This window comes from Paenibacillus xylanilyticus, assembly GCF_047246825.1.
Classification (GTDB): Bacteria; Bacillota; Bacilli; order Paenibacillales; family Paenibacillaceae; genus Paenibacillus; species Paenibacillus xylanilyticus_B.
Map to the genome: position 1 here is coordinate 1 of NZ_JBFOLB010000001.1, position 25083 is coordinate 25083.

The following is a 25083-nucleotide window of genomic DNA, read 5'->3' on the forward strand; positions in this document are numbered from 1 at the left end:
GTGGCGGAATTGGCAGACGCACTAGACTTAGGATCTAGCGTCTTTGACGTGGGGGTTCAAGTCCCTCCACGCGCATCTTTTGAATAGTCAGACAGGACCAAGAGTAAATGAAGGTTATTGCTCTTGGTCCTGTCTGTTTTTTTGCGTTTTTTACATTTCTACAGCAAGCTTACTCCAAAAAGTTTTTATATGAACCAGTTGATCGTAAAAGCAAACCTGATTAAATTTATTCAAGACAGGGTTGTTTGTCCTGAATCCATTCTTGGAGAAATGGGCTCACGCATATGTGCCCAGGGCATAAGCTGGCGTAAAGGTTTTTACCTAAACCATGAGCGAAGGGCAGGCGTTATATTTTGGCAACCTCTTATATGGATTACACTTTACCAACCACTCAGTTTACGTATGATGTGAACCAGAATCAACTGTTCAAAAAGGATGAAAATAACTATATCAACTCCCTCTCCATTAAACAGTTAAATACATTGGGAAATGCATCCCTGCTTGATATTTATTTGAGTACTGGCAATGTGGTAGAGCCTCACATTCACCAGAACGCAACAGAGCTTGTATACTGCATCAGTGGTTCTGCTGTGGTTTCTCTGATCAACCCCTTTACTAACGAATTGTTAAACTTTCCTATTAATCCAGGCCAGGTAGCGAATGTTCCCCAAGGATGGTGGCACTATGAAATTGCAACCGCAGATCATACTCACCTGTTAGCCATTTTCGATGCACCCGTTCCTGAAGCGATATTTGGTTCAGACGTTCTGCGCCTTACGCCTGCGAATGTGCTGGCCCATACGTACTGTCTGGATGAGAACAAGGTTAAGGAAACACTTGCTCCTATTCAAAAAACGGTCTTCATTGGACCCCCTGCGGATTGTGCGACTCAAGTGTCGCCAGCTGCCGAAAACATGCCAAAACCCAATAGCCAGCCGAACGCTCAGCCTTATGTACAAATGCAGTACGCGCCAAGTCCGGAACACATGTATCCCGATCCAATGAACCCCACTTATGAACATCATCCGAATGCTGCCTATGTGCCGTCAGAGACAGGTTATATGCCGTACTCGGTACAGCGCCCTTTCATCGGCAACGGATGGAGATATTAATTGCCCGATCGTAACTTTTTTTGATTGGTTTGTCACAGATTCTGCTGCTCATTTGTCTTCAGTATGTACACTACAATACGGAGGCGAATGAAATGAATTTGAGAATGAACCACAGAGCAGTGAATCCCGGAGCTTTCAAGGCATTAATGGCAATGGAGCAGTTTGTGTCGGGTCAATTTGAAGACAAAGTATTATATGAACTGTTAAAAATCAGAGTATCCCAAATCAATGGCTGTGCGTTTTGTCTTGATATGCATGCCAAAGATTTGATGAAGCTGGGCAATTATGCAGACCATATTTTGATGCTTAGTGTTTGGCGCGAGGCTCCTTTGTTTACGGAAAAAGAACGTGTTATGCTTGAACTGGCTGAAGCAGTGACTCAAATTTCGCAACAGGGCGTTCCACTGGAGTTATATAACAAGGTCCGTGAACATTTTAGTGAAGCCGAACTGGTAGATTTGATCATGGCAATCAATACGATTAACAACTGGAACCGAATTGCAATTACGACAGGCATGTATCCCGGCTGTTTTAATTAAACGTATACAATAACCACTGCCAGAGGAGGCCATTCATATGAATCCTGATCATCTCACTAATGAGCCAGAAGAGTCTTCTCTGGAAGTTGGTGAACTGTATATTCGTTATAAAGCGTATGCTTTCTCCATTGCTTACCGAATGCTTGGAAGTGTTGTGGAGGCGGAGGATGTTGTTCAGGACTGTTTTACAGGCCTGCAGAGCACATCTGCCGAGGTCATCCGTAACCCCAAATCCTACATAGCCAAACTCGTGGTGAACCGGAGCCTGAACTTCCTGAATTCTGCCCGTAATCAGAGAGAACATTATGTTGGTGAATGGCTTCCTGAGCCCATAGGAGAGATGGGGAACCTGCCTGAAGAATCATTCGAGCAGAAGGAAATGATCTCTTATGCCTACCTGGTGCTGCTGGAACGACTTACACCCGTGGAGCGTGCTGTATTCGTTCTTCGTGAAGCATTCCAGTACGAGTACCGGGAGATCGCAGATTGGCTGGGCAAAACGGAGAGCAATTGCCGTCAGATATTTAGTCGGGCCAGACGCAGCCTGCCGGATCAACTTCCTGACAAGGAACAGACCCAGGTGGATCGTGCTACCAAAGAAAAATTGCTTGCGCGCTTCACAACCGCTTTTCTCAATTATGATGTGACCGCCATGCTTGATCTTCTCTCTGAACAACCTGTATTTACCGCAGATGGTGGTGGACGGGTGCATACAGTTATGAAATCCATGAAGGTTCACAAGGGTGTCATGGCTCTTCTAACCTCTAAACGTGTGCTTACCCGATTAAGGGAAAGGGAATGGGTGCCCACTGTTATCAATGGAGAGCTTCACGTTGCACTTATGAAAGAGGGGAAGTTAAGCGAGGTATTATGTCTACAAACCGATTCATTGGGTGAACGTATCGAGGCCGTTTATCTGGTCGTAAATCCAGATAAACTAACAGCAATATCAACAAAAGCCACTTGAATTATAATGAAGTGATTTTGTGATAAAGAAAAGCGGCATGCTCCTGCTAAAGGAACAGCCGCTTTTTGCTTTTTACATTGTCAAATTCATGAATTGACGAATTGGTCTTCGACTGATTCAATCATTTTCTGTATTTGAGGAGTAAGCTCATCATGGTTTTGATTCAGGAGTTCAACAATTTGTTCAATGGTATCCAGAAGAACACTTTGGGTGTTGGCATCCCGATTTTTGATCACCTTCTCGTATGCGTTTTTCACTTCAGGATCGAGCGTGCGAACCTCTTCATCGGTGTACCAGTCATAAGCTGGAGAATTGTCACTGCCGTAAAAGATATAATGGACAATCAGAGAGTTCTGAATGGCAGAAGTGCGATTGGAGTTCGGGAAGTTACGCAGAAAAGCTTCCTTCTCCAGGGTACGCCGGATGAGTTCATCCCAAGTGACGGAGATGGCCGCATCAGAAATGGTGGCTTGATTGGATTCGTCAGCCATGATATTAATGTATGCAGCAATGTCTGGTTTCACATAAGGCTGGAACTTTTTGTACATTCCATAATTGATGATGGGATAATAGATGCCTTCACTGGTCTCCAGCTTGAACCCCAGATCGGATGCCTCTTGCAAAAGGCTGCGAATGGAAGGGTCCTTAATTTCCTTAAGCAGACTGCTGTACGTCAGTTTTTGTTCATAACCCATTTTGGAATGTGCATCAAAGAGGGCACTTTGCACCGGATTGCTATATATCGTCTCATCCATTTCAGCGAGCTTGATTTTCTGGACGTTCTCAAGCTGCAATGTCATCAACGTAGCTTGCCATGGACTAACTTCCTTTATATGATTCGTCAAATATTTACGAGCCTGAATAAGACTGGACGAAGAGTTTTTGGCATTTTTCCAATAGATCTGAAACTTTGAATACACAGCTTTGGAAGCTGGCACAGAAGCCGCTGATGCTGTTGGAGGTACAAAAGAGACACCAATCGTAGTACAACCCAGTGTAAAAGCAAGAAAACCCAGTTTGATCCTGTGTTTCAAGCGCATGCATTATTCCCTCCCCAAATGGTCTGTATAGATTAAACCAGTTTGTGGGAATGGAAGCAAGTAAAACAGAAATATGGATATGGGCCAAACTGAGATGGAACAGATATACCTCATGTGCTGAATCATACTTGAATGTAAGACAATTTGATTCTTGTTAAGGACGTGGTATGATCCTAGTGAAGTGTATTTAATATAATATATTGTTAAGATAAACGATATGAGGGTTCGACATTTCCGAAAATAAGTGAGGTAGACTCATTGAGACAACTGAATTATATCAAAGTTTTTATTTTCCTTAGCGTGGTTACTGTTGTGACGGTAGGGTTGTATTATGTAGCCGCAGATTGGCTGGACCAGCCATATTTTCGATTTCTCATCTGGAATCTGTTTTTGGGATGGATTCCGTTTGTCTTTTCTTATATAGCGTATGGGCTCAGTTACGTGAGGTGGAGGGCTGCTTCATGGCTTGCAGTGGCTTGTGCGCTAATGTGGCTGCTTTTTTTCCCAAATTCATCTTATATTGTAACGGATCTTGTTCATCTGACGGCACGAAGCTCGCGTTATTATGTTGGCAGCGGTCTCGATTACAGGTACTGGTATGATCTGATTGTTGTATTGATGTTTGTCTGGACAGGCTTGCTGCTTGGTTTTTTGTCCATGTATCAGCTGCAGGAGGTCATTTATCGGAAAATCGGAAGTGTGGCATCATGGGTTTTTGTACTGGCAGGCTGTGCTTTGGGGAGTTACGGTGTACTGCTCGGGCGGGTTTACCGTTTGAACAGCTGGGATGCCTTAACCAATCGTGATACGTTAATTAACCTTATGGTTGAGAGTGTCAGCCGCCCATCACTTGCGTTTTGCCTGTTCTTTGGCATATTTATTCTTACCATCTATGCAACGCTGTATTATCTCATCAATACTAGATCGGCAATTGAGAAGTGATACTCAACCCTTAAGGCCTCCTTCAGAAATATTCTGGAAGAGGTCTTCTTGTCTCAACGCTGTTCGCAATTAGTGGGAATAGTATCCGTTATTTGGTGAGAATGTGCAGGAAAAGAGGGGATGATGAAGAAATAAAATAAAGCTAGAGAATACATAGAATAGTCTGTAGGTGATTGCATTCCTCTTTTAATCATTGATTCATATGTAACGTCGCGTTATCACTGTCACGATATAGGAAGCAAATGAAAAGAAGATAAAGGATTGATAGGATGATGAATGTAACGGAATTGACACGCAAGGTAGAAGAAGTGATGGATCGGATTGATTTTTCGGGTGTAGTTTTGTTAAAACAAAATGGGCGGACACTCTTGAATTTGAGTCGTGGTTATGCCAATCGCAGCGGTGAAATTTCCAATCAGACAGACACCCGATTTGGGATTGCTTCTGGGTGCAAGATCTTCACCGCGGTGAGCATGTGCCAACTAATTGAACAGGGCAGGTTGTCATATGACACGAGGCTTGCAGATGCGTTGAATATTGATTTTCCGCTCTGGGATAAGGAGATCACGATACAACAATTGTTAACGCATACCTCGGGCATCCCGGATTACTTTGATGAAGAAGTCATGGAAGATTTCGCTGAACTATGGAAGGAACGGCCCGTCTACTCCATGCGAAATGGTAGTGACTTTCTGCCAATGTTCCAGCATCTGCCGATGAAGTCGGTTCCAGGTGAACGTTTCCACTATAACAATGCAGCCTTTATTGTATTGGGCCTGATTGTGGAAGAACAGACCGGACAGTCGTTCACCGACTATGTGCAGAAACATATTTTTAACCGATGTGGCATGACAAATTCCGGTTATTTCTTAACCGATCAGCTTCCGCGTAACACAGCGATCGGATACATCGATCATGACGACGGATCGTGGCACACCAACATTTTCTCGATTCCCGTCAAGGGTGGAGCAGATGGTGGGGCATACACAACAGCACCGGATATGATTCGCTTCTGGGATGGTTTATTCAATTATCAATTATTGAGTGAATCGGCAACGCACAAGTTGATTACGCCCCATGTACAGGAAGAAGATGAAACCTACTATGGGCAGGGCGTTTGGATTGATCGGAAAGAAGGAGAGATTTTCAAAGTGCATGTCATGGGGTTCGATCCAGGCGTGTCGTTCATGTCGTCCGTGTATCCGGATCATGCAGCACAACTGGTGGTACTCTCCAATAAGGAGTCGGGTCCGTATCCGATAACGCTTGCCGTTCAAGAGGCGCTGGGATCAAATTGAAGAGATGAGTCGGTTTAAACCAATAGCCCCCGATCCGCCGGCAGCACCCGGTCATGGTTTGGGGGTTATTGTGTTTAGAAGGATCAAGAGAAGCTGTCTATAAGCATTTCAATAATTGAGGAGCAATTAATCTTGGGAACACATCAAGTGGAGGCTTTTCCTTTTTTCGTTTGTCATTGGTCAGGACTGTAACAAGTTCAAGCTCAGGGACGATGTACACGAACTGCCCCCCAAACCCTCGTGCGTAGTAATAATTCAGTACAGGCTTGTTCTGCTCACTGGTAACTATAGAGGTAGATTCAGACCCGGATATGGAACTACCATCTTTCCTTGATTCGGATGGTTCATCTGGCACACAAGTATCGATCCACCAGTGCCAGCCATAGCTTCCACGATTCGGCGGGGTAACAGTGATGGTTGGCTCTGTAGAACGGGCAATCAGATCACGTGAAATCACGGTTTCCCCATTCCACATGCCTTGCTGTAAGAACAATTGACCGAATTTAAGCAAATCCACAGGTAACAGTTTCATTCCGAATCCACCTGTATGTACACCTTGTGGATCGCTCTCCCACTGATACTCCTTAATCTCCAGAGGACCAAACAAATAACGTTCCGCAAACTCGGCGACACTCATTTCAGTTTGTTGCATGAGGATGGCCGCAAGTATTTGCGATACCCCCGAATTGTATTCCATATGTGTTCCTGGTGTATGACTTATACGCTGCTCCAACGCAAAGTTCACCCAGTGATCGGTGCGTGTCATGCGTGGAAACGAATTTTGTCCGCCAAACTCATCCCAGTTAAAGCCAGCTGTCATCGTGAGTAGCTGTTCCAGTGTAATTTGCGGTTTGCGCGGGTCAGGATCCGATGCCAGCTCCGGAAAAAAGCTTGAGATCGGTGTGGATGCCTCCGGCAGCCAACCGTGATCCATCGCGATACAGATGAGTGCAGACAGCACACTCTTGGTGCACGAATTGATTTTGGCCATATGGCTTACTGCTTCTTGATTACGATAATGTTCATAAATGACCTCACCACGTACGCTGACAAGACAGCTACGCAGATCCAATGGCGGAATAATTTGACCTAACTTGTTTGGTATGGATGAAGGATTCATAGTGTCCCTTTCTGAGCTTGTTGTTTAACTCAATGAAAAATAGGTGTCCATAATATTAGCACAGGAACTGTACTGAGCTCAAATTTTTGTGTGTGAGTTTGTGGAGACCTCTGATGTAACTCTGTAACGCTGTCTATCTTTTCTTCATTCTAAACTTGAGCAAATTGTAGTATCTATTTAGTCAAAAAAAAGGATTACAGGTATAATAATATGGATCAGGATAAGTAGACGTTTATGTCAGCATTTTGCATCATTCGATTCCACTCGCTCCAGGGTACAATATATAGACGAATAAGAGCATTTCGATCTATATATTGAAGATTGGAAGTCGCTTATTGGATTTATGCAAAATGCTCATGTAGATATTAACCACCACTGGGAGAGCACACCTTTGTTCAAAATTGGAAGTCAAGGGACATTTGAAACGCTGCCTGATTTCGCCATGGCGATCTATAGGGGAGACACAACTGCCGTAGAAGAATTTATCAGACAGGGCACGAATCTCGAAGAATCCATTTCGCTAAGCAAGTACATAGCTTTAACACCACTAGATCTTGCTATAACGAATCAGGTATAAAATATGTCGATTTCTTCAATCTGTTAGATACCGTGGAGATGAAGAAGGGAAGAACGAAGCTGCTTCGTCTATCCTCGGATATAGATCAGTACTCACATATTCATCTGGTTTGGAATCCGGGCAAAAAGCTCATTGGGTATGTTGATGTGGAACATCAGGAATATGAAAATATCTCTTCACTTCCCGATTTCCTGTCTGATCCGGGTGAAAAATCGCAGCACTTTTTGATCAAATATAACTTGAAAAGCCTAATTCTTTGAGAAGAACACAGGCTTTTTGTTATCGAACTATAGACCTCCAATTGATGATAGAGTCTGTGACTTATTTGCTTAACTCTAATATTTTCCAAGGGAATCGGGGATGGAATTCATGAGTATTAACCGCAATAAAACGCTGGGTGAGTTTCTAAGATCACGGAGAAGCCGGCTTCAGCCGGAACAAGCCGGACTTTCCGGCTCTTACGGACAACGGAGAACGCCGGGTTTACGACGTGAGGAGGTGGCTGTGCTCGCAGGTGTGAGCGCAACCTACTATACCTGGCTCGAACAGGGCAGGGAAGTAACTGCTTCCCGAGAGGTAATGGATAGTATTGCCCGCGCGCTCCAGTTAAACCAGGAAGAAAAGAGTCACTTGATTCGCTTATGGGATCCTAATCCCGAACAACATAACCCGGCAGCGTATTCGCAACTGGAACCTGAGTGGCAGGATATCATTGAACAGCTCACATATCCGTCTTTCATTACAAATGTAAGATCTGAAGTACTTGCCTGGAATCAGGCGGCGATCGACAACATTGCCGACTTTGCTTCAATGAGGGTGGAAGAACGTATCATGATACGAATGTTATTCTTAGATGCTAAGCTGCGGGAGCGCATGCATAACTGGGAAGAGTTTGCACAGCATTCGGTAGCTGTTTTTCGAACCTATTACGACAAGTATTCAGAAGATCCTGTATTTGAGAGAATTGTACAGAGTCTGTGCACAGAGAGTAAGGATTTCGAGAGCATTTGGAATCAGCACCAGATTCAGCAGAAAAGGGTCAATCGGATTTTACTCGAAAAAACGAATCAGGCTGATGCTGTTGTCCACGGCTATGATATTTTTTCGATGAACAATCTCAACAATGAGTCGGGTATTCATTGCTGTGTGTACATTCCTGTTACGGTGTAACAAAATGAGACTGGTAATTTTATTACTAGCATAAACAGACTGTGGTTGGCTCTCCGGATGTGAAATAGAATTACTCTTGTTCAGTACATTCTATTTTACCAGTGGAAAAGAGGGATCACATGATCACAACAAGAACGTTGGGAAATGATAAATTACAGGTATCAGGGCTAGGCCTGGGCGTGATGATGATGCCGGATAACGAAGAGTCGGTACATACCATTCAAGGTGCCTTGGAAGCCGGAGTGACGATGTTTGATACAGCCGATCTGTATGGAGAATTTGAGAAGCAGCGGTTTGGCGGCAACGAAAAGCTTCTCGGACGTGCACTTCAAGGCCGAAGATCAGAGGCTATTGTAGCGACCAAATTTGGGATTACACATACTCAGGGCCCCAAGGGAGATCCGGCGTATATTAAAAAATCAGTAGACGCAAGTCTATACAATCTTGGAATGGACTATATCGATTTGTATTACCAGCATCGGCCTGACCCAGATACACCCATTGAGGAAACCGTAGGAACTCTTGCAGATCTGGTCCAACAGGGAAAGATTCGATATATTGGTTTGTCTGAAGCTCCTGTAGAGATTATTCGGCGGGCACATGCGGTGCATCCAATCACAGCAGTGCAGACCGAATATTCGTTATGGAGCAGAGAGCTGGAAGATGAGATTTTGCCTGCGCTGAATGAGTTGAATATTGGGCTTGTACCCTATAGTCCGTTGGGACGGGGGTTCCTAACTGGTCAGATCAAATCCGAGGCCGATCTGGCGGAAGATGATTATCGTCGTCATTATCCACGATTCCAGGGTGAGAACTTTCAGAAAAATCTGGAGGTCGTTCGTCTGATAGAGGAAATGGCGATGCAAAAAGGGTGCACTTCTTCTCAGCTGGCGCTTGCCTGGCTGCTAGGTAGGGGAGAACACATCGTTCCAATTCCGGGTACTCGAAGCCTGAAGAGAGTCCAGGAGAATCTTGGAGCCCTGCAGATTACGCTGACCGATGATGAGATGGCGGAGATTGAGCGGATATCACCCAAAGGCATTGCAGCTGGTGGAAGATATCCTGGACTAGAATAAATCAGAGGACTTTAAACGCCCCAGACCTGGTTTTAACAGGTTTGGGGCGTTGTTCTTGATAACCATCCAAGCTTAATGAATCGTTAGAACATCAGATGGTTCAGGGTGTCCATTGATCATGCACAATTCCGACAAGGGAGTGGTCCTGACCGATCTTCTCAAAAACCAGACGCAGTGTATGCCAGTCTCTTCCGTCGGGCTCCGTGCCATTAACATGGAATTCAACAAAATCATGATTGGCTTCAGGGTATACCTCGTGTAAATTACCGAGATGAGCATCTTCTCCAATCATGGCGTTTACGGCGTTTTCGCCATCATGAATGAAGTCTTTGTTGTACACATAATTTTGATGATAATCGGCATAAGTCATTTCAATGCTGTCTTCGTTACCAGGTGTGCTTCGCCATACATATTTGGTGGTGTCTTTTAGAAGTCCGCTAATTTCATCCGGTTTAAACACCAGATCATTCTCGGGATCAATATTGGCAAAAGGGGAGAAGCGAACACCTTCCTGTGAAGCCCAGGAGGCTATGGTCTCCATATCTTCTGCTTGAAGAGCTTTAATAATAGTTGTAGATGCTTCGGTAACGGTCGGTGGCTGGCCCTCAACCGGTTCACTAGCTTCCTTGCTAGATTCCGTATCTTCTGTTTTTGTATCTGTGTTGCTTTCCGTTGGTTTATCCTGTTGTTCCTGAATTGTCTCCGCCTCCGCAGTTTGAGGCTCGGCACTCTCTTCAGGGGCTGCACTGCAGGCCGAAAGAGCTGAAGTGACAATGATGCCAAGTGCGAGAAACTTAATTGGTTTCCACTTCAAAATATATCCCACCTTATCCTTCATAAATGTTTCTTACCTTATAGACGTGATTGATCACAAGAAGTTACAGACCAAGGAAAAAAGATGAATAGCAGGTTCATTTTAGACAGCATGATCTAAATTCCAGACGCATAAAGTACAACAATGAGATGTTCGCCCATAAGGAGGAAAATATTAGCATGATAAATCCGATTTTGCAATCCCCGAATGTACAGCTCGCGGGTGACTCCAATGCTGTTTTGAACTATCAGCGAGATTCGCGTAATTATGTTACGCAATTATTCGGGGAACAACTGCCTGCGATTCAAAATGGATTCTTCAATGTACACATGAGCAAAGGTATTATTGTTCAGCCTCACTGGCATACCAACGTGACTGAAATGATTGTTTTGATTAGTGGTGAGATTACAACTTCTGTATTTGACCCCTTTACCCGCAGGAGGATTAATTACCATCTGAAACCCGGTCAGGTTTCCATTTTCCCAAAAGGATGGTTTCACTGGTTTGTGGCCGATACGGATGATGTGCATCTGTTAACGATCTTTGATCAGCCAACACCCGATATTGTACTGGGTGCAGACTTCCTGGCTGCAACACCTCCTGAAGTGGCCCATAGAGCTTACTGCATTGATGAGGAAGCTTACGCCAAGGCAATTGCATCCATAAAAAATGACGCCATCCTGGGACCGCCGATTGGCTGTGTCGACTCCGTTTCGGATCAAGCGATCCAGGCGTCCAAAACTAAAGACGATTTATAGTATCTGCTGTCAAACAAAACTGTTCAAGTCTGTGACCGGAAAACGATTCTGGTTACAGGCTTTTATTTTGCACAAATGTACACATTCAAATTTCTTGGTTAATATAGGTGTATCTTGTGATGATCACGATAAAAGGATTGGCGAGGAACATGGCAGATAAACGTGGAAGATGTTCAATACTGCAAGGAAACGGAGGGACATCCATGACGATTACGGAAACGGGAATATTGGAAAAAGCGATGAGTTACGCACCGATTTTGATGTTTGATCAGAATGAACCATTTTATCCGGATTTAGTCGGGATTTCACTGTTGGAGAAGCCAAGCCCTTCTCCGTCGTTTAATCGCGAAATTCTATTTCCGGTTGAGGCTGTACAATTTGTCATTGAATATGCGATATGGTGGGATTACGAGATTGGTCATCTGTATGAACTGGAGCATGTTTGGATATATGTTGGCCATGATGGTGAGGTTGTGGATTGTGAAGCCAGTTTCCACGGTAAGGTGCTGCGGGGATTGCTGAAAGATCGGGTGAATATGGTTGGGCGTCATGTCTGTCTCTACTCACAACCCGGTAAGCATGCGTTTTCGCCGCTGCCTGTCGTGTTTGAGCTGCTGCCCGATTTGTACTCTGCTGCAGGTGTCAAAGCGGGTTGTGACGGCCTGCTGGTAAACGACTTGTTCAAAGACTATTATCAAACCAGTGCAGAGATTGACGCCCGTGTCAGAGACTATCTTCAGACAAAAGCCTTCGTGCCTGCCATGCAGTTCAAGGAGTATATATTGGAGCCGGAGATGTTTATGACATGGGACAAACTGTTTGAGATTATCCCGCAGCGAATTATGAACCGATTAAACGAACTGGAACAAATGAATCAAAAAAATGGAGATTTCGGCGCACAGAGTCCTTACAGGAATATGAAATGAGATCAAGACTATCACAAAATTAATGCCGAAAAAGACAAGTGCTTCAATTCCCAGGTCTGGGAGAAGAAGCGCTTGTTTGTGTATGGAGAGAAATATTCAACTTTTGAAAATAAGATCCATAAATCGGTTTGCCGCCAGAGAAATGGGCATATTTCGTTTGGTCATAATCCCTACATGGGAAGGAGGAAGAGGGACGTCGAGCTGAATTTCAAACAGAGAACCTTCCTCCAGCTCTTTCGATATAAACTCACGAGTCACATAGGAAATACCCAAGCCCCGCCGTGCAAACTCAATGAGCAAATCCACGCTGCCGACCTCAATTTCAGGTTTCAAAGTGTAACCATAGCTATTAAATAGCTCGGTAATGGCCATTCGAACCCGACTGTTCCGCGAGAAGAGAATCAGTTGGTGTTCAAGCAGCATGTCCAGTGTCATCACTTTGTCCTTCAACTGGGCATAACGTTCACCTGCGACGAAGCAATCCTTGAGCTGGATGCTTTCCCGTACTTCTAGCTGAGGATCGACAATAGGCATACGTACAACCCCGAGATCAATTTTGCCCTCTTTCAGAAACGTGATGACCTCGGGTGTTGTTCCATGACTCAGATGCAGCTTGATGTTTGGATACAGGACATGGAATTCTTCCAAATACGCAAGCATGTAGTGCTTGAACAAGGAATCACTGCCGCCAATTCTTAGCTCTCCGCTGTCGAGACTTTTCAGTGCAGCCATTTTCTCTTCCGCGAGTGAGATCAGAATCTGGGATTGTTCGATGTAGGAGTATAAACTAACGCCTTCCTGAGTCAATGCAACTCCCTTGGAATTCCGGTAAAACAACGTAAGGCCAAAGCTCTCTTCCAACTGCTTGATGGCATGGCTGACGCTTGGTTGAGTGATATAAAGTGCTTTCGCGGCTTGGGTCAAACTTCCCGTTTTGGCAGCCCAGTAAAAGACTTTATATAATTCATAATTTGTTGTCATAGATATCGTCTATAGCTCCTGTGAAATATATTAATTACTTGTATGGCTATAAAACGTATTATAGTGTAACTACAGCAAAGAAACCAGAGTTACTTGGAAGGAGAACGGTGATATGGAACCAACGAGCATTATTTTGTTTGGTGCTACTGGCGATTTAGCCAAAAGAAAAATATATCCTGCCTTATACAATTTATACATTGAGCAGAAACTTCCGGAAACCTTCTCGCTGATTGGCCTGGGCCGCAGAGAATGGTCTGATGAATTCTTTCAGGCGCAGGTTGAAAAATCACTGAATGAATTTTCCAGACGCCAGGCGGATCCTGAACGCGTTAAGTCGTTCGTGCAGGCTTTTCGCTACAATGTATTGAATATAAGTCATAAGGAAGATTATATAAAGCTGTTAAATCTGGTTGAACAGAGAGAAGCAGAGCTGGGCATTCCGTCCAATCGCCTGTTCTATCTGTCTGTCGGACCAGAATTTTTCGAACCGATTGCTGAAAATATCCAGAACAGCGGACTGGGTTCCACTGAAGGCTGGAAACGCCTCGTGATCGAGAAACCGTTCGGTCATGATCTGCAGTCGGCCCGTGATCTCAATCGCAAACTGAGCGAAGCATTCACGGAAGAAGAAATTTATCGGATTGACCATTACTTGGGCAAACCGATGGTACAGCGTTTGGAAACCTTGCACCAGAGCAACCCGATCATGAAAGCATTATGGAACAACCGTTACATCTCCAACGTGCAAATCACGGCCAACGAGACCGTTGGGGTGGAGGAACGGGCTTCCTATTATGATCATGTGGGTGCAGTGCGGGATATGTTCCAGAATCATATGCTACAATTGTTGATGATGATGGCTATCCAGCTTCCATACAATAGCACTACCGAAAAAGTTGGACTCAAGAAAAAGCATATTATGGAATCGATCGAGCCTTTGCAGAAGCAGAGTGTAGGCACCAGCGTGATTCGGGGACAATATGCTGAGGGAACCATTCAAGGCAAAACAGTGAACGCGTATGCTGCTGAACCGGGTGTTGCCGAAAATACAATGAATGATACCTTCATCGCTGCAAAATTGCAGATTGATGACTTCTTCTGGCGCGGCGTTCCGTTCTACATCCGCACGGGTAAACGTATGAAGGAGAAATCAACACGTATCGTCATTGAATTCAAGGAGCCATCAGGTCAGGCGAATGTGGCGAAGAGCAACGGTTCCAAACCGAACCTGCTTGTCATTGAAATGAGTCCTGATCAAAGCATGACATTGCAGCTCAATGCAAGCGACCCTCAAAACAAAGGGGAGTTCAAGCCTGTGCACATTGATCTGGCTCCTGATCGGGAGGATCTTGCCGAAGCTTATGAGAACCTGATCCGTGATGCGCTGCATGGCGATCCAACATTCTTTGCTCATTGGGATGAAGTTGAATTGTCCTGGGCTTGGGTGCAACCGATCCTGGATGCATTTGAGGAAAATCTGCTGCCACTTCATCTGTACCCTGCAGGTAGCTACGGCCCTGTTGAATCAGATGAAATGCTTGCTGCAGAAGGCCACCACTGGTGGTTCGATGAACCGTCAGATCAGTCTGCTGAAGATGTAGTTGCTGCGCCTTTGGCTGTAAATTCAAACTTGTAATTCAAAAAAACAAATTTATTGGAGGGTTTTAACATGAAATTTTTTATCGATACAGCAAATTTGGAAGACATCAAAAAAGCGTATAAAATTGGGGTCCTGTCCGGTGTAACAACCAACCCGTCATTGGTAGCCAAAGAAGGCATTAAATTTGAAGATCGTATTGAAGAAATTTTGCGTGAAGTACCTGAAGTTGAATCCGTATCTGCGGAAGTAACCCCAGATGCAATTACGGCTGAAGAGATGATCGCTCAAGCGAACGAATTGATTAAAATCAACAATAACGACAAAAACATCACAATCAAGCTGCCAATGACACTTGCAGGGCTTGAAGCATGTCGTTACCTGACCAAAAAAGGCGTGAAAACCAACGTAACGTTGATCTTCACTGTGAACCAGGCACTTCTGGCTGCACGTGCTGGTGCTACTTATGTATCTCCATTCCTCGGTCGTCTGGATGATATTTCTGAAGATGGTGTTCAATTGGTTGCCAAAGTAGCTGAATTGTTCCGTACACATAACCTGGATGCGCAAATTATTGCGGCATCGGTAAGACATCCGGACCACGTTACACGTGTAGCGATGGCTGGAGCACATATTGCTACCGTTCCATTCTCGGTTATTGAACAAATCTCCAAGCACCCGCTGACAGACCAAGGTATGGACAAATTCGCTGCAGACTGGAAAAAAACAGTTCAATAAGATTAACTGCTAAATACTGAATCTTATCCGATTAACGTTCATATAAAACATGGAGCATGGGGAGGACATAATGAGTAAACAACAGATTGGTGTTATTGGACTTGCAGTAATGGGCAAAAACTTGGCCCTTAATATTGAAAGTAAAGGATTTTCGGTATCGGTGTTCAACCGTTCCCCGGAGAAAACGAACGATCTTCTGAAAGAAGCTGAAGGCAAAAACCTGACTGGCGCGTTCTCCATTGAAGAGTTTGTGGCATCCCTGGAATCCCCGCGCAAAATTCTGATTATGGTTCAAGCAGGTAAAGCAACAGATGCGACGATCGAGCAACTGCTGCCTCACCTGGATGAGGGTGACATCATTATTGATGGAGGTAACGCATACTTCCCTGACACGCAGCGCCGCAGCAAAGAGCTGGAGGAGAAGGGCTTCCGTTTCATTGGTGCAGGTGTATCCGGCGGTGAAGAAGGCGCACTGAAAGGTCCGGCAATCATGCCTGGCGGTCAAGAAAGTGCATACGAATTGGTCGAACCCATCCTGACTGCCATTTCGGCTAAAGTTGGCGATGATGCCTGCAGTACGTACATTGGGCCAGACGGTGCGGGTCACTACGTGAAAATGGTGCACAACGGTATTGAATACGGAGATATGCAGTTGATTGGTGAAGCTTACCACCTGCTCAAATCCGTACTGAATGTGTCCGTTGAGGAACTGCACGAAATTTTCACGGAGTGGAACCAAGGCGAACTGGACAGCTATCTGATCGAGATTACGGCTGATATCTTCTCCAAATACGATCCGGAAACCGGCAAACCGATGGTTGACGTTATTCTGGATGCTGCCGGACAAAAAGGAACAGGCAAATGGACAAGTCAAAGCGCCCTGGATCTCGGCGTACCTCTGTCCATGATTACGGAATCCGTATTCTCCCGTTTCCTGTCCGCAATGAAAGAAGAGCGTGTTGCTGCGAGCAAAATCCTGAACGGACCTGCCGTGGAAGCTTTCTCCGGAGATAAAAAAGCGTTCATCGAGAGCGTACGCAAAGCGTTGTTCGCAAGTAAAATCGTATCCTACGCACAAGGCTTTGCCCAAATGCGTGCAGCATCCGATGAATATGGCTGGGATCTGAAATACGGCAACATCGCCATGATCTTCCGCGGTGGTTGCATTATCCGTTCACAGTTCCTGCAAAACATCAAAGAAGCGTACGACAAAGATGCAGAACTCAAAAACCTGCTTCTGGATCCGTACTTCCAAAACATCGTTGAATCCTACCAGGATGCTTGGCGTGAAGTCGTAGCGGCTGCTGTAAAACAAGGTATTCCGGTGCCTGGCTTCTCCAGTGCGCTGTCTTACTACGATAGCTACCGCACAGAACGCCTGCCTGCAAACCTGCTGCAAGCTCAACGTGACTACTTTGGCGCTCACACCTTCAAACGTGTGGACAAAGAGGGTTCATTCCATTTCCAATGGATGGACACCAACGAGTAATCCATGTGGATTCACTCTTCTGAATATTAATCGTGCAAGCATGCTTGCATTCGTTAATGAGTTCTACACTCAGAACGAATGCCGGCATGCTTTTTTAACTTTATATGGATGCGCTAATCGCGTTGTAACCTCCTTACAAATTGGTTGGAATTTAAGTATCACCAAATTGTAATAAAATGTACGTATCTAAGGTGTGGAAGGAGATGCCTGGACACTATAAACTGCGTTATACTGATTCAGACAGACTATTTTTCTTCGGTCCGTTATGTGAATTCAGCAATCAACTTATTGACGTGGAGGTTAACCGGAGCATGTTCGTATTGGCAGGCATTTTGTTTTTGGTTGTATACGGTTTATTGGTGTTCTACATAGGGTGGAGCGGCTGGAGCTGGATGAAGCCCGTCGTGTCAGCCAGGTTTCGTTGGTTCTATATTATAGCGATTGTATTTCTTGCGGTTTCCTTCATCCTGGCACGGCTTTTTGGTAGTATTTCCTTCCTCAGTGTCATTGGTTCTTATTGGCTGGCAATCTTTTCATTGCTGTTATTGATCCTGCCAGTTATCCATTTAATGTTGTGGCTGCTCCGATTAACGCGGATTCCTAGGCATCACTCGCAGAAGTGGGCGGGAGCGGTTACTCTTGTGTTGCTGCTCTCAACGATGGCTTACGGGATCTTTAACGCGTACAGCCCGGTAGTGAGAGAATATAGCATTCAGATTGATAAAAAGGTGGAAGGAATCGACAGCCTCAACATTGTCATGGCCGCAGACATGCATTTTGGGCTTCTCTCTGGTCCTGGTCATGCCAAGCGCATGGTAGAGGAAATCAACGCCCTTAAACCTGATCTTGTTCTCTATCCGGGCGACATCATTGATGACAATCTGGATATGTACCTGGGTAGTGGTATTGCAGATATCATTAGCGGTATTCAAGCGCCCTACGGTGTCTACGCTTCTCTTGGAAACCATGACAAGTTCGACGGGCCGGTCGAAGATCTGATTGCTGCGCTGGAGAAAAGTAATATGCAGGTTCTATATGATGACAAGATCATGTTGGACGATAAGATTACCCTGATTGGGCGCAAAGACAAAACGGAAAGCGATCGTGCCGAAGTAGCAGCTTTGATGCAGGATACCGATCTCAGCAAACCGGTGCTGATGATGGATCATCAGCCGTATGATCTGGATATAGCGGAACAAAATAACGTTGATCTGGTTGTGTCCGGTCACACTCACCGTGGTCAGATTGCACCAGCACAGTTCATTACACAGGCAATTTACGAAAACGATTGGGGTTACCTGCAAAAAGGTTCCATGCACTCCATCGTGACATCGGGATTCGGCTTCTGGGGACCACCGATCCGCACGAGCAGTCGCTCCGAAATCGTTCAGATTCATGTGACATTCCAACAGTAAAATCAATAGTCCCTTCAAACGAAGGGCAGTGAACAAGGAATGGGTTAACAGCTACAAACTCATTCGATTTCATTTATTAAATAATAAACCTTTGGTAACTGAAGTAATCGATAAAACGAAGATTGAGAAAGAGTAAAAGTATACATTAATGAAAGAATTCGCGTGTCTGGTGAGCTGAGATTTTTTATCAATATTTGGTGGGAATACTCTATAAAGATAGATCAATACAGCTAAATGTTGTGATAAAAATCAAGTTGCTGATGAGGGATATAAGGAAATAAATCCCGTATTGGATTGATGTAAATAAGACAGTGGTAGCATTTTTTGTTGACACCGTTTTCAGGTTGTGATAAATTATATCCGAGGCTTGTTACCGGTAATGCGGGCAAAACCACTATGGAAATGATTTTATTATTTCTATTTTGGTTTTGCCCTTTTTTTAATCCTCAAAAAAAACGGGTGGTCCAGAATGATTATTAAACAGATATTTAATAACAATATTGTCAGTACCGTGGATGACAAACATCAGGAACTGCTGATCCTCGGCCGGGGTATCGGGTTTAAGTTCAAAGTCGGTGATGAGATTGATGAGGAACGGATCGAAAAAGTATTCCGTCTTCAGGATGCATCGATCTATGAGAAGTTCAAGTCCATCGTAACTGAAGTGCCGATTGAAATCCTGCAGGCGACAGATGATATCGTAACGCTGGCACGCACGCAATTGAACAAAACCATCAGTGACGGGATTTACGTCTCATTGTCGGATCACATTCATTTTGCCGTCCAGCGTATGGAAAAGGGCATGATCACGAGGAATCCACTTTCCTGGGAAGTGCAGCACTTCTACAAGGCCGAGTTCGATGTGGCCCGAGAAGCACTCACACTGCTGAAGGAAAGATTGGATATTGATTTTCCCAAAGATGAAATTTGCAATATTGCCCTGCATTTCATCAATGCGGAAGTCAATGACTCCATGAATGATGTGACCCATCTCATGCAGCTGCTTCAGGAAATCATGAACATTATCAAATATCACTTCAATGTCGAATTGGATGAAGATAGCGTCAATTATTTCCGCTTTATCACACATTTGAAATATTTCTGCCAGAGAGTCATTACGCATTCAACGCATGATGATGCAGAGGAGTATTTATATGAGGTTGTTCGGAAAAACTATCCGGAAACCTTCAAATGTATCGGCAAGATCGAAACCTTTATCCATAAGAATTATCAATACGATATGACACACTCGGAACAGTTATATCTAACGCTCCATCTGGAGCGGTTAATGAAGACCAAGCGAGAAAAATAGATTTTAACTGAATAACCCATGGGCTTGTTACTGTTCAATCAGGCAATACCCGAATGAAATGACGCGAACATTACGTGTCGTATTCGTTCGGGTATTTTTGTTGGAAAAAATGAGGAGGAATTAACATGAAACATCAGGAAACGGCACAGGAAATCATCAAAGCCGTTGGGGGAACAAACAATATCAACTCCGTATATCACTGTGTTACACGGCTGAGATTTGATCTGAAAAATAATGACAAAGTCGATAATAACTCACTTAAGAAACTGGATAAAGTCATGGGAACGAATATCTCCGGGGATCAATTCCAAGTGATTATTGGTAATGATGTGTCAAAAGTATTTGATGCCATGGTGAAGGAACATCCCGCCATACAGCAAAGTTCAGAAAATAAAGAACCTAAAGCGGAAAAAAATAAAAATGTAATCCTCAAAATATTTGAAACGATTGCAGGAGTCTTCGCACCAATGCTGCCAGCAATCACAGCTGCAGGTATGCTCAAAGGATTGCTTGCTCTATTTGTATCCCTAGGCTGGATGTCGGCTGGTACGGATACGTATCGCATTCTCTCTGCCATCGGTGACGGCGTATTCCATTACCTTCCACTGTTGATTGCAGTCAGTGCTGCCCGCAAATTTGGCAGTAACCCGTTTGTTGCGATTGCGTTAGGCACCGCGCTGATGTATCCGGATATGAGCACGCTGCTCTCCAGCGGCGAATCCGTAGCATTTATCGGCATACCGGTAACGGCAGTAAGTTATGCTTCTTCGGTTATCCCGATTTTGCTGGCGGTATGGCTGATGTCCTATGTTGAGAAGTGGGTTGACCGGGTTATACCGGCAGCATTGAAACTGCTGCTTGTGCCACTGATTACCTTGCTTGTGATGGTTCCGGTTACGCTGATCGCGATCGGTCCACTGGGTACATTTGTAGGTAACGGCTTATCGGGCGGCATTAACTGGCTGCTGAATGAAGGCGGATTGATTGCGGGTATCGTTCTTGGCGGCGCAATGGCGCTGATTATTATGACAGGAATGCACTATGCACTCGTTCCGATCATCCTGAGCAACATTGCTACACTGGGCTTTGATAAATTCTTGCCACTGACGTATATCTCCAATATGGGTCAAGCCGGAGCAACTCTGGGTGTATTCTTCCGTGCAAAAGACAAAAAGCTTAAAACCGTTGCATTGTCTACCAGCTTTACAGCGCTAATGGGTGTAACCGAGCCGGCAATGTACGGCGTTAACATGAAATATAAAAAACCTTTTGCTGCAGCGATGATTGGTAGTGCTGTAGGTGGTGGATTCGCCCTGGCATTTGGAGCCAAAGCATATGTTCTTGCGGGTAATGGTGGACTTCCTGGACTGCCTTCCCTGATTGGACAGACGTTCTGGTATTCCCTGATTGGTATGATCCTTGCCTTTGTGGTAGGTGCAATTATGTCTACGGTGTTCGGGATTAAGGAAGAAGAAGGAGACGCTGAGGCGCTCGCTCAATTCTCACCTGGTGCTTCTTCTGCACCAGCGGCAGCACCTTCCAATGAGAATGCTGCAACGGTAAACGTGGACGACATGGGTGCTCCAACGCCAACAAGTAATGCGGCAGCCGTGGCCCCTATGACAGGAAAAGCAATTCCGCTGAAAGAAGTCAATGACCCAACGTTTGGCGATGAATTGATGGGTAAAGGTGTTGCATTTGTTCCAAGCGTAGGTGAACTCGTATCGCCAGTGACAGGAACGGTTATGAACGTGTTCAAAACGAAACATGCCATCGTTGTCCGCAGTGATAATGGAATGGAACTTCTGATCCATGTGGGAATCAACACCGTTAAATTGCGCGGTCAATACTTTGAATCCCATGTCGCTACGGGAACCCGGGTGCAGGCTGGAGACAAGTTGCTTTCGTTTGAACTGGACCAAATTGCAAAAGAGTACGACATTACAACGGCCATGGTCGTTACAAATACGGCTGACTATCAAGAGATTCAGCCTGTGAAATTGGGCGAAATCACGATGGGTGAAGAGGTATTGAAAGCCCAAATTTAACTTCTAAATCAATGAGAAGAGGAGAGATACGCATGATCAATCGACAAGGGTTTCCGGAAGGTTTTCTGTGGGGCGGCGCTATTGCCGCCAATCAGGCTGAAGGTGGATTCGATGCAGGTGGCAAAGGTTGGTCCACGGCGGACATGGTTCCCTATTTTGAGAAAAAAGACTACACCAATCTTAGAGAACTCATGCACGTGACTAGTGCGACTGTTGAGAAAGCGATGGCCCACCATAGTGCGGAGGGTTATCCAAAACGTTACGGAATTGATTTTTACCATCGATTCAAAGAGGACATTGCGCTCTTCGCAGAGCTTGGTTTCAAGACTTTCCGTCTGTCAATCAACTGGCCGCGTATTTTCCCGAACGGCTATGATGCGGAGCCTAATGAAGAGGGATTGCGCTTCTATGACGAAGTGTTTGACGAGCTGAACAAACACGGGATCGAGCCGCTTGTGACGTTGTCCCACTACGAAATGCCAATGTCGCTGGTCCTCAAATATAACGGCTGGGCAGGCCGGGAAGTCATTGGACATTTTGTGAGATACGCCGAAACAGTAATGACCCGTTACAAGGACAAAGTGAAATACTGGTTGACGTTTAATGAAATCAACACGACCATTATTGAACCGTTCACAGGTGGAGGCATTATCGAAGACCGTGTGGATAACGTAATGCAGGCTTCGTATCAGGCTCTTCATCACCAATTCGTTGCCAGCAGCCTGGTTACGGAAAAAGCACGTCAGATCAATCCACAGTTCAAGATTGGCTGCATGCTTGCTCGCATGATTCATTACCCGGCTACATCGAAGCCGGAAGATGTTTTGCAGGCACAGATTGATAATCAGCTGAACCTGCTGCATACGGATGTACAGGTTCGCGGAAGCTATCCAACCTTCATGGCTCGTTATTGGGCGGACAATGGAATTTCCATTGTTATGGAACCAGGCGATGAAGAGATTTTGAAAAAGCACACGGTTGATTTCATCTCGTTCAGTTATTACACTTCCTTGGTATCTGCCGTAAATCCTGAGGAATATGGAGTAACCGGAGGCAATCTGTACAGCACGATCAAAAACCCGAATCTGGAACGTACAGAATGGGGCTGGCAGCTTGATCCGATTGGCCTTCGCGTGGCGCTCAAAGAGTTGTACGATCGTTACCAACTACCTTTATTCGTGGTGGAGAACGGGCTTGGTGCCAAAGATACGGTTGAGGCAGACGGCTCCATTAACGATGACTACCGGATTGACTATCTGAGAAAGCATATTACGCAAATGAAGGAAGCGGTTATGGATGGTGTAGACCTTATGGGCTATACGAACTGGGGAGCGATCGACATCATCAGTGCATCCACTTCTGAGATGTCCAAGCGTTATGGCGTAATATACGTCGATCAGGACGACAACGGACAAGGCACCTTGAACCGGTATAAGAAAAAGAGTTTTGGCTGGTATCAAAAAGTCATTGCTTCCAACGGAGAAGATTTGGCTTAATTCCAAGGGCAGCCCCAAGCGCAGCAATTGTAGCGGCGCGTGGGGCGCCTTTTTTTATTGGTGTGAACAGTGGGTATGATTGTAAAAAGAATAGCTTCATGACACCCGGGGTGATATACTGTGTTCGTACTGGGGAGGGATAACATGAAAAAACCAATCATTGCCGTAGATATGGATGATACGATCTGTCATCTGGTCAAGCGAGCCATTTATCACAACAACATCAACTTCCCGACCCATCCGCTGCGTTATGAGGATATGATTCATTGGGATACATCCCACTTGCGACATCCGGATAGCACTCATGACGTTTTTTATGGTCGACCGGGACTGTTTGAGGAGCTGGAGCTGTACGACGAGTACGTTGTGGAAGAGATGGAAAAGCTGAATAAAGCGTATGATGTTATTATTGTGACGGCAGCAGACCCAAAAACCGTAGTGGAGAAGTGGAACTGGCTTCAGCGCCATATGCCTTTTATCTCGGCAGAGCAGTTTATCACATGTAAACGAAAAAATCTGATTAACTTTGACTTGTTAATTGATGATGGAGCACATAACCTGATTCCAGCCTGGAATGAGGGAAAAAAAGTCATTTGCATACCCCATCCGTGGAATGGAAGTGAACGGGAGCAGTATCCGTTTCCCTTAATGTCCAGTTGGAAAGGTGCCAAAACATACATAGATGATCTGTTTCAGACCACCGATATCTAGACCAGGCATATAAATGTCCAGAGCATCAGACTCTGGATTTTTTGCGGTATACCAGCGGAGTTTCACCCGTAATCCGTTTGAAGACGGCGTAAAATGTATCTACATCCCGGTATCCGACCAGCTCAGCGATGAGACTGACTTTATGCTGTGAATTCCTTAGGAGCTCACGGCTTTTTTGTATACGCAGGTGCTGCAGGTACGAGCTAAACGTCTGTCCCGTATAACTAAGGAACATGCGGCCAATCTGCTTTTCACTCCAGCCGGAACGGTTTGACAGATCACTCATCCGGATTCGCTTGCTTAGGTGCTGATCGAGATAGTGAAGGATATGATCAAAATCAGCAGGTAGCCTTTGTTCACCATGCATTTTCAGATGCAGCTGCCGGTAGGTTGTCACGACGAGCTGGCTAACGAGTGTGTATAACATGGTGGAAGAACCGATGACCGTAACCGAAGTTTCACGGTATAGCTTCACCATCAGTTCTTCGACCTGTTGATGCTGATCTGAAATGGATACATAAGGGACTCTATTTTGGGCCAGATCGATCAGGTGGCCTCGAATGTCCTCTTCCTGAATGGTGGCTGCCAGTTTGTGAATCAGTTCCAAGTTGAACAGACAGTTATATATAATGAGCGGATGCTCTGAGACGTTGGAAGATGCGGGACGGAACACATGGGGAATCCCAACTGGAATGACAAAAAGCATGCCTTTCTGAACCGGAACAATATCCTGATCAATGTGATGAAAGCCGGTGCCTTCCGCGACGTAGCTGTACTCTATGAAATCGTGAGCATGGAAGGGAACGTTGAAATCTTCGGTACATCTATTGACAAAGAGCTGCAGATCAGAGTTGAAAAAGAATTCACTTTTGAACAGATGTATAGATGGGTTCACGTCTTAGCCTCCTTGTGTACATGGCTGAATTACCGGGTTAAACAGTCCTCGTTACCGGGTAT

General features: G+C 45.0%; 24 protein-coding genes. 19 read left to right on the forward strand and 5 right to left on the reverse strand.

What is annotated here, in order from left to right; genetic code table 11:
- Positions 1-353: 353 nt before the first annotated feature.
- The 3 genes from AB3N00_RS00005 (at position 354) to AB3N00_RS00015 (ending at position 2618) form a co-directional block, all read left to right on the forward strand.
- Positions 354-1112 carry a cupin domain-containing protein gene (locus AB3N00_RS00005; RefSeq protein WP_413032721.1) on the forward strand — a complete coding sequence of 253 codons (759 nt, stop codon included), beginning with the start codon at positions 354-356 and terminating at the stop codon, positions 1110-1112.
- A 92-nt stretch (positions 1113-1204) separates the two neighbouring features.
- Complete coding sequence (locus tag AB3N00_RS00010) at positions 1205-1651, forward strand: carboxymuconolactone decarboxylase family protein (protein WP_413035141.1); 447 nt, start codon at positions 1205-1207, stop codon at positions 1649-1651.
- Between the two features lie 37 nt (positions 1652-1688).
- Positions 1689-2618 (forward strand): sigma-70 family RNA polymerase sigma factor, encoded by a 930-nt coding sequence (locus AB3N00_RS00015; RefSeq protein WP_413032722.1) that lies wholly within the window; start codon positions 1689-1691, stop codon positions 2616-2618.
- An 86-nt stretch (positions 2619-2704) separates the two neighbouring features.
- Here the strand turns inward: AB3N00_RS00015 and AB3N00_RS00020 are convergent, their stop codons facing one another.
- Positions 2705-3658 (reverse strand): hypothetical protein, encoded by a 954-nt coding sequence (locus AB3N00_RS00020; protein WP_413032723.1) that lies wholly within the window; start codon positions 3656-3658, stop codon positions 2705-2707.
- 258 nt (positions 3659-3916) lie between these two features.
- Between AB3N00_RS00020 and AB3N00_RS00025 the strand changes: the two genes are divergently transcribed.
- Positions 3917-4600, forward strand: coding sequence for a DUF1361 domain-containing protein (locus tag AB3N00_RS00025; RefSeq protein ID WP_413032724.1), 684 nt, complete (start codon positions 3917-3919; stop codon positions 4598-4600).
- Positions 4601-4869: 269 nt separating this feature from the next.
- Positions 4870-5898: a serine hydrolase domain-containing protein gene (locus AB3N00_RS00030; RefSeq protein ID WP_413032725.1), complete on the forward strand. Its 1029-nt coding sequence runs from the start codon at positions 4870-4872 to the stop codon at positions 5896-5898.
- A 97-nt stretch (positions 5899-5995) separates the two neighbouring features.
- Here AB3N00_RS00030 and AB3N00_RS00035 read toward each other — a convergent pair whose 3' ends face one another.
- A complete protein-coding gene (locus tag AB3N00_RS00035; RefSeq protein WP_413032726.1) occupies positions 5996-7018 on the reverse strand; it encodes a serine hydrolase domain-containing protein in 1023 nt (340 codons plus the stop codon).
- 343 nt (positions 7019-7361) lie between these two features.
- Between AB3N00_RS00035 and AB3N00_RS00040 the strand changes: the two genes are divergently transcribed.
- From AB3N00_RS00040 to AB3N00_RS00055, 4 genes are all read left to right on the forward strand, one after another.
- Positions 7362-7595: a hypothetical protein gene (locus tag AB3N00_RS00040; protein ID WP_413032727.1), complete on the forward strand. Its 234-nt coding sequence runs from the start codon at positions 7362-7364 to the stop codon at positions 7593-7595.
- A gap of 32 nt (positions 7596-7627) precedes the next feature.
- A complete protein-coding gene (locus tag AB3N00_RS00045; protein WP_413032728.1) occupies positions 7628-7855 on the forward strand; it encodes a hypothetical protein in 228 nt (75 codons plus the stop codon).
- 109 nt (positions 7856-7964) lie between these two features.
- Entirely contained in the window at positions 7965-8765 is an 801-nt protein-coding gene (locus AB3N00_RS00050) for a helix-turn-helix transcriptional regulator (RefSeq protein ID WP_413032729.1), read from the forward strand.
- A 122-nt stretch (positions 8766-8887) separates the two neighbouring features.
- On the forward strand, positions 8888-9841 hold the full coding sequence (locus AB3N00_RS00055; protein WP_413035142.1) for an aldo/keto reductase: 954 nt from the start codon (positions 8888-8890) through the stop codon (positions 9839-9841).
- Between the two features lie 100 nt (positions 9842-9941).
- Here AB3N00_RS00055 and AB3N00_RS00060 read toward each other — a convergent pair whose 3' ends face one another.
- Positions 9942-10655: a hypothetical protein gene (locus tag AB3N00_RS00060; protein WP_413032730.1), complete on the reverse strand. Its 714-nt coding sequence runs from the start codon at positions 10653-10655 to the stop codon at positions 9942-9944.
- A 179-nt stretch (positions 10656-10834) separates the two neighbouring features.
- Between AB3N00_RS00060 and AB3N00_RS00065 the strand changes: the two genes are divergently transcribed.
- On the forward strand, positions 10835-11413 hold the full coding sequence (locus AB3N00_RS00065; protein WP_413032731.1) for a cupin domain-containing protein: 579 nt from the start codon (positions 10835-10837) through the stop codon (positions 11411-11413).
- Between the two features lie 203 nt (positions 11414-11616).
- Complete coding sequence (locus AB3N00_RS00070; RefSeq protein ID WP_413032732.1) at positions 11617-12339, forward strand: hypothetical protein; 723 nt, start codon at positions 11617-11619, stop codon at positions 12337-12339.
- A gap of 96 nt (positions 12340-12435) precedes the next feature.
- Here AB3N00_RS00070 and AB3N00_RS00075 read toward each other — a convergent pair whose 3' ends face one another.
- Positions 12436-13320, reverse strand: a complete 885-nt coding sequence (locus tag AB3N00_RS00075; RefSeq protein WP_175399110.1) for a LysR family transcriptional regulator — start codon at positions 13318-13320, stop codon at positions 12436-12438.
- A 112-nt stretch (positions 13321-13432) separates the two neighbouring features.
- Here AB3N00_RS00075 and zwf point away from each other — a divergent pair, with 112 nt between their 5' ends.
- From zwf to AB3N00_RS00115, 8 genes are all read left to right on the forward strand, one after another.
- On the forward strand, positions 13433-14956 hold the full coding sequence (gene zwf, locus AB3N00_RS00080) for a glucose-6-phosphate dehydrogenase (protein ID WP_413032733.1): 1524 nt from the start codon (positions 13433-13435) through the stop codon (positions 14954-14956).
- 33 nt (positions 14957-14989) lie between these two features.
- Entirely contained in the window at positions 14990-15655 is a 666-nt protein-coding gene (fsa, locus tag AB3N00_RS00085) for a fructose-6-phosphate aldolase (RefSeq protein ID WP_413032734.1), read from the forward strand.
- A 70-nt stretch (positions 15656-15725) separates the two neighbouring features.
- Complete coding sequence (gndA, locus tag AB3N00_RS00090; protein WP_175399107.1) at positions 15726-17144, forward strand: NADP-dependent phosphogluconate dehydrogenase; 1419 nt, start codon at positions 15726-15728, stop codon at positions 17142-17144.
- A gap of 311 nt (positions 17145-17455) precedes the next feature.
- Positions 17456-18559, forward strand: a complete 1104-nt coding sequence (locus AB3N00_RS00095; protein WP_413035143.1) for a metallophosphoesterase — start codon at positions 17456-17458, stop codon at positions 18557-18559.
- A gap of 469 nt (positions 18560-19028) precedes the next feature.
- Complete coding sequence (licT, locus tag AB3N00_RS00100) at positions 19029-19871, forward strand: BglG family transcription antiterminator LicT (RefSeq protein WP_413032735.1); 843 nt, start codon at positions 19029-19031, stop codon at positions 19869-19871.
- 125 nt (positions 19872-19996) lie between these two features.
- Positions 19997-21919, forward strand: coding sequence for a beta-glucoside-specific PTS transporter subunit IIABC (locus AB3N00_RS00105; RefSeq protein WP_413032736.1), 1923 nt, complete (start codon positions 19997-19999; stop codon positions 21917-21919).
- Positions 21920-21951: 32 nt separating this feature from the next.
- Entirely contained in the window at positions 21952-23415 is a 1464-nt protein-coding gene (locus AB3N00_RS00110) for a glycoside hydrolase family 1 protein (RefSeq protein WP_413032737.1), read from the forward strand.
- Positions 23416-23559: 144 nt separating this feature from the next.
- Complete coding sequence (locus AB3N00_RS00115; protein WP_413032738.1) at positions 23560-24126, forward strand: 5' nucleotidase, NT5C type; 567 nt, start codon at positions 23560-23562, stop codon at positions 24124-24126.
- A 25-nt stretch (positions 24127-24151) separates the two neighbouring features.
- Here AB3N00_RS00115 and AB3N00_RS00120 read toward each other — a convergent pair whose 3' ends face one another.
- Entirely contained in the window at positions 24152-25021 is an 870-nt protein-coding gene (locus AB3N00_RS00120; protein WP_413032739.1) for an AraC family transcriptional regulator, read from the reverse strand.
- Positions 25022-25083 lie beyond the last annotated feature (62 nt).